Raw genomic sequence first — 6,715 nt, 5'->3', positions numbered from 1 at the left:
CGTGCGGGAATGCCGGGTGTTTTCCGGTGCCTCGCTGTGAATACTCGTGTGCGTGATGGCCGTTTTCTGCACGCGAGGCTGCGGGTGCCACTGGGCATCCGGCATTCCCCACGCCCTCTGTTCTCTGAGGGCGGTTAAGTTTCCTGGCAAAGCCCGGGCGCCTCGCGCCGCGGGGCGATTATTGGCGTCTGGAGCTTGCGGATTTCGTCATGCCCGGGCTAAAGCGCCAACGGGGCCGCGCGAAGCGCACCCCGATCACAGGCTCCGCGCTTCTTGGCGCTTTCGGCCACGACGAAAAATGAAATCATGCGCGTAGCTTTTTTAAAATTGTATCGGAGCGTCTCGGTGGCCAAGAAGAACAAAGGTGAGGCGAACAGGGCGCCCACAAGGGGCGCCCCTACGCCATGTCGATCCCGCAGGGGCGACCCTTGTGGTCGCCCTCTATCGGCGAACAGGGCGCCCAAAACGGGCGCCCCCACACCACGTCGATCCCGCAGGCGCGACCCTGGTGGTCGCCCTCCATCGACGCCCCCACATTTCATCCAAACGAGTCAGAAAGGCTGGCAGGGCTCAGCGATGGACAATCACCATCCGGAGCGGCATCCTGCCGGCGAAAATCGACCAAAACTTGAACGTGCGCGGGTTGCCCGCGCCGGGAAAACCATCAGGGATCAAACATGATAAGAACTCGATTTACCGAACTCGTGGGCGTCGAACACCCGATCGTGCAGGGCGGCATGCAGTGGGTCGGACGCGCCGAACTGGTGGCCGCGGTCGCCAATGCCGGCGCGCTCGGCTTCATTACCGCGCTGACGCAGCCGACGCCGGAGGATCTGACCAGGGAGATCGCGCGCTGCCGCGGCCTGACCGACAAGCCGTTCGGCGTCAATCTGACCATTCTGCCCTCGATCAAGCCGCCGCCATACGCGGAATATCGCCAGGCCATCATCGAGAGCGGCATCAGAATCGTCGAAACCGCCGGCAACAAGCCGCAGGAACACGTCACCGAATTCAAAAAGCATGGCATCGTGGTCGTCCACAAATGCACCAGCGTCCGCCATGCGCTATCGGCGGAGCGCATGGGGGTCGACGCCATCTCGATCGACGGTTTCGAGTGCGCAGGGCATCCGGGCGAGGACGATACCCCCGGCCTCATCCTGATTCCGGTGGCCGCCGACAAGATCAAAATTCCGATGATTGCCTCCGGCGGCTTCGGCGACGGCCGCGGCCTGGTCGCGGCACTTGCGCTCGGCGCCGAGGGCATCAACATGGGCACGCGCTTCATGTGCACCAAGGAGAGCCCGATTCATCAGCTGATCAAGGAAAAGATCGTCGCCAATGACGAGCGTGAAACCGACCTGATTTTCCGCACCATGCGCAACACCTCGCGGGTCGCCAGGAACGCGGTGAGCCAGCAGGTCGTCGCGCTGGAAAAACAGGGCGCGGCCTTCGAGCAGGTTCGCGAACTCGTGGCCGGCGCGCGCGGCAGGATGGTCTATGCGACGGGCGATGCCGACGAGGGCATCTGGTCCGCCGGCCAGGTGCAGGGACTGATCCACGATATCCCGAGTTGCGCCGAACTGGTGTCGCGGATCATGCATGAGGCGGAAACCATTATTCGGTCCCGGCTCGAGGCCATGATGTCCGGCGCCCGCCGCCAGGCCGCGGAATAACACCCGGGCTTGCCCAACCGCATGATCTCATGAAAGCCGCAAGATGAAAGCCGCAAGATGAAAGCCTATGTGTACGGCGCCCATGGCGCTGCCATTACCGAAGTCGCAAGACCCGCGCCGAAAGGCACGCAAGTGCTGGTTCGCGTGCGCGCCTGCGGCCTCAACCGCGCCGATCTCGGCATGACCCGGGGGCATGCGCACGGCAACGCCGGCGGCGTCGGCACCGTGCTGGGAATGGAATGGGCGGGCGAGATCGCCGGACTCGGACCCGAGGCCAAAGGTGTTGAGGTCGGCGATCGGGTAATGGGATCGGGCGCCGCCGCGTTCGCGGAATATACGCTCGCCGATCACGGCCGGCTGTTTCGCACCCCCTCGAACATGAATTTCGAGGAGGCCGCCACGCTACCCGTCGCGCTCGCCACCATGCACAACGCGGTGGTGACCAACGGCGCCTTGCAACCGGGCCAGTCGGTCTTGATTCAAGGTGCCAGTTCCGGTGTCGGCCTGATGGCGCTGCAGATTGCAAGGTTCAAGGGCGCCGGGCTCGTGGTCGGATCCTCGACCGACGCGGTGCGCCGCGGGCGGCTGAAGGAATTCGGCGCCGACCTGGCGGTAGATTCCAGCGATCCCGGCTGGGTCGAGCAGGTCTTGAAAGCAACCAACGGCGACGGCGTCGACCTGATCGTCGATCAGGTCTCCGGCAAGGTCGCGAGCCAGAACCTAGCCGCCACCAGGATCAAGGGCCGCATCGTCAATGTCGGCCGGCTCGGCGGCGCCCACGCCGATTTCAACTTCGACCTGCACGCCGCGCGCCGCATCAATTATATCGGCGTCACCTTCCGCAGCCGCACGATCGAGGAAATCCGCGAGATCTTTGACGAGGTCCGCCGGGATATCTGGCCGGCGGTGGAAGCGCGAAAGCTGCAACTGCCGATCGACAAGGTGTTTGCCTTCGACGATATCGGCAAGGCGTTCGAGCACATGGAGGCCAACAGGCATCTCGGCAAGATCGTCGCGACGCTGTAAGCGCGGAGCGCTGGCCTCCTCGGCAGTTTCTAATTCCGCATGTGATCGGCGCTTCAATCTTATACGATCGGCTGCTAAACCCCGGCCCATGAACCACCCCGATCAAAACGCAAAATCCCGCGTCGCGGCGATCTCGGTATTTGCCAGCGCCGGGATGGCTGCGGCCAAATTCGTGGTCGGCATCGCCATCGGCAGCCTCGCGCTGATCTCCGAAGCCCTGCACTCGTCGGTCGACGTGGTCGCGACCATCGTCACCTGGATGGTGGTGCGAGTCTCCGACCTCCCCGCCGACAAGGAACATCATTATGGTCACGGCAAATTCGAAAGCGTGTCAGCGCTGGGCGTGATCGCCATGCTGTATGTGCTGGCCGGCGGCATCCTGGTCGAATCCTACAGCCGTCTGCGCGAAGGCGTAGCACCGCCGACAATCTCGGCGATCCCGTTTATCGTGCTCCTGGTGGACATCGCGGTGAATCTCTGGCGCGCGCGCGCGCTGCATCGCGCGGCGCACGATACCAAGAGCCAGGCGCTGGCCGCCGACGCCTTGCATTTCGCCTCCGACGTGCTTGGCTCGGTCGCCGTCATCATCGGGCTTGGGCTTTCCGGACTGGGCTATGCCTGGGGCGACTCCGCCGCCGCTATCGGGGTAGCGATCATGATCGCGCTGTTGGGACTGCGGATGGCGCGCTCCACCGTCGAAACGCTGCTTGACCGCGCGCCCGAAGGCGCCTCGGAAAAGGCCGCGGCCGCCATCAGGGCGGTACAGGGCGTGGTCGATGTCGAACGCTTGAGGGTGCGGATGGTCGGATCGACGCACTTCATCGATGCCATCGTTCAGGTGCCGCGTACCTATCCGATCGACCGGGTCGAGCAGATCAAGCGCAAGGCGGAAGCCGCGGTCGCAGGCGCGCTTGACGATGCCGATCTGACATTCACGGCCGTGCCGGTCGCACGCGACAATGAAAGCATACGGGAACGCATCATGGTGATCGCCCGCAATTCCGGTCTCGCCGTCCATCACGTCACGGTGCACGATCTCGGCGGCAAGCTCACCGTCAGCATCGACCTCGAAGTCGACGGCGACATGGCGCTGACGGCAGCGCACGACATCGCCCAGGATCTGGAGCGAAACATTCGCGATGAATTCGGCGAGGACGTCGAAGTCGACACCCACATCGAGCCGCTGGAACCGGAATTGCCGCTCGGAACCGACGCCGCGCCCGCGCGCGTCGAAGCCATCGCGACGGCGCTGTCACGCTTCGCCGCCGATGGCGAGATCCATGACATCCATAGCGTGCGGGTGCGCAATACTGACGCCGGTGAAATCGTGAACTTCCACTGCCGCGCCGCGCCCTCGATGAGCGTGATCAAGGTCCACGAAAACGTCGACGCGATCGAGCACGCGTTGCGCCGCGCATTTCCGACCGTGAAACGCGTCATCAGTCACGCCGAGCCGCCCGACGCTTAGACGAAATCCGAATCCCCGGTTTGCACGTTCCCCTTTCGGACTCGCGCAGCAGGTATTTTTGCGGGCGTTTCGGGCACCGATTCGGTGTCGGACAACAATTATTTTCATTAAGGAATCGTTGACTCTCGACAGCCCCCGAAAACTGGATTCAAATCAACTTGATTCGGAAGCGGCTGGGGTCCTTCCGAGCAGGAATAGAGGTTTTTCCTTGGGGGCCAATGGCATGGTGCGCGCGCACGCGGCGAGTGCCTGCGTCCAGTCCGATTCGATCAAGGGATTGGCGCAGTCGATCGCGAAACCTGCCTATCATAGGCTGTTGATAGCGGAGCCTGCGCTTCGCCGTGCCGTGCCCACTTTGATCATTGCCTTCCTGATTACCATTTGCCTGGGCGCGTTCGTGCAGGTGCTCGAACAGAACCGGCAAAAACGCGCCTCCCTCAAGCGCGACCTTGCGGCGCTCGCCGACCTGCTCGTCGAACGGATCGACCGCATCGTTTCGGCTCCGGACGATCGCGCGGCATTGGAGCGGCTGCAACTTCTGCTGCCCGGCATGGTTCCGTCCTGGGGCGCCGCCGTTGGCCGGCACATCATTGTCACCGGCGCGGACATGCGCATTCTCGCCCGCGTCCCGATCGAAGCCGGCCTCGGCGAGCTCGACCGGGTATTCGACATCGCGGCGCCGCCCCCGAGCGCGCCGGGACCGCAAGCCGGCGCAACCGACATCACCTTGCCGAGCGGCCGCGCCGCGCTGAGCATCCGGCAAGCCGTTAAATCGCTGCCGGGCCATGTCATCATCATCCAGGAAAAGGTCGATTCGCTTTGGGGATCGGACGCCGCTCTGTCGGTGACGCTTTCCGCGACCACCGGATTTGTCGTGCTCATCCTTGGCTTTGCATTCCACTGGCAGTCGACGCGCGCGCGCGAAGGTGACCTCATCAACGACGCCGTGCGCAGCCGTATCGATACCGCGCTCAACCGCGGCCGCTGCGGATTGTGGGATTGGGACCTGTCGCGCGGCAGAATCTTCTGGTCGCAGTCGATGTTCACGATGCTGGGCCTCGACACCCGCAGCGACCTCTTGACATTCGGCGAGGTCAACGCGCTGGTTAAGTCCGACGACATCGACCTGTTCGCGATCGCCGATCAGCTGATTTCCTCGAAGATCGATCACATCGACCAGACCTTCCGCATGCAGCACACCGACGGCCACTGGATCTGGCTACGCGTGCGCTGCGAACTCAGCCACGGCGCCGGCGATGCCGGAATGCACCTGATCGGCATTGCCGTCGATATCACCGAGCAAAAGAGCCTCGCCGAGAAGACGGTGGAGGCTGACCTACGCCTGCGCGACGCGATCGAGACCATTCCGGAAGCCTTCGTGTTGTGGGACGCATGGGATCGCCTGGTACTCTGCAACTCGCACTTCCAGCGCCTGCACAAGCTGCCGGATTCGGCGGTCACGCCGGGGACATCCTATGAAACCGTGATTGAAGTCGGCAGCATGCCGGAGATCCGCAGCCGGCTGCACGATACCGGCGCCCCGGCGCCGGGCGCGCGCACCTTCGAGGCGCAGCTCGAAGACGGCAAATGGCTGCATATCAGCGAACGCCGCACCAAGGACGGCGGCTATGTCTCGGTCGGCACCGACATCACCCGCATCAAGGAGCATGAACAGAAATTGGTCGACAACGACCTGCGCCTGCGCGCCACCGTGATCGATCTGAAACGCTCGCAGTCCGAACTCGAACGGCAGGCCATCGAGCTCGCCGATCTCGCCGAGAAATACTCCGAGGAAAAAACCCGCGCCGAGGAAGCCAACCAGACCAAATCCAGATTCCTCGCCAATATGAGCCACGAGCTGCGTACCCCGCTCAATGCCATCATCGGCTTCTCCGAGATCATGGAAAGCGGGATGTTCGGCAAGCTCGGATCGGAAAAATATCAGGAATACTGTCACGACATTCTCACCAGCGGCCACTATCTGCTCGAAGTCATCAACGACATACTGGATATGTCGAAGATCGAAGCCGGCCGAATGAAGCTCGACATGGAGCAACTCGACCTGTCGAAGACGCTGGCGGAATCGCTCAAGGTGGTATCCGGGCGCGCCGCGGACAAAAATCTGGCGCTCAACGCCGATTTCAAGGGGACCATTTCGGTGGTGGCGGACCGCCGCGCGATCAAGCAGATCATCGTCAACCTGTTGTCCAACGCGGTCAAATTCACGCCAGATGGCGGCAAGGTGGTGGTTCGCAGCCGCCTTGTCAGCGATTCAATCCTGCTGATGATTGCCGACACCGGTATCGGGATCGCGCCGCAATCGCTGTCGCGGCTCGGCAGACCTTTCGAGCAGGTCGAGAGCCAACTCACAAAAACCTATCACGGCTCCGGGCTTGGACTGGCGATTGCGCGATCGCTGACCCATCTGCACGGCGGATCTATGCGGCTGCGCTCGAAGCTCGGCGCCGGTACCGTCGTCTGCGTGTCGCTGCCGCGCGACGCGCGCAAGGCCCGGGCGAAGATGTCGGTGGCGGCCTGAACAGGCATA

At 63.2% G+C, this 6,715-nt stretch carries 4 protein-coding genes; all 4 read left to right on the top strand.

Annotated elements, in window-relative coordinates; all coding sequences use genetic code 11:
- Positions 1-677: 677 nt before the first annotated feature.
- Positions 678-1,673 (top strand): NAD(P)H-dependent flavin oxidoreductase, encoded by a 996-nt coding sequence (locus ABSG20_RS04695; RefSeq protein WP_423863326.1) that lies wholly within the window; start codon positions 678-680, stop codon positions 1,671-1,673.
- A 57-nt stretch (positions 1,674-1,730) separates the two neighbouring features.
- Positions 1,731-2,699, top strand: coding sequence for a zinc-binding dehydrogenase (locus tag ABSG20_RS04690; RefSeq protein ID WP_423863325.1), 969 nt, complete (start codon positions 1,731-1,733; stop codon positions 2,697-2,699).
- An 88-nt stretch (positions 2,700-2,787) separates the two neighbouring features.
- A complete protein-coding gene (locus tag ABSG20_RS04685; protein ID WP_423863324.1) occupies positions 2,788-4,167 on the top strand; it encodes a cation-efflux pump in 1,380 nt (459 codons plus the stop codon).
- Between the two features lie 223 nt (positions 4,168-4,390).
- A complete protein-coding gene (locus tag ABSG20_RS04680; protein WP_423863323.1) occupies positions 4,391-6,706 on the top strand; it encodes a PAS domain-containing sensor histidine kinase in 2,316 nt (771 codons plus the stop codon).
- Positions 6,707-6,715: the final 9 nt, after the last annotated feature.

This window comes from Bradyrhizobium sp., assembly GCF_049512235.1.
Classification (GTDB): domain Bacteria; phylum Pseudomonadota; class Alphaproteobacteria; order Rhizobiales; family Xanthobacteraceae; genus Bradyrhizobium.
The sequence above is the reverse complement of the archived record's forward strand: the minus strand, read 5'-3'. Positions and strand labels throughout refer to the sequence as shown.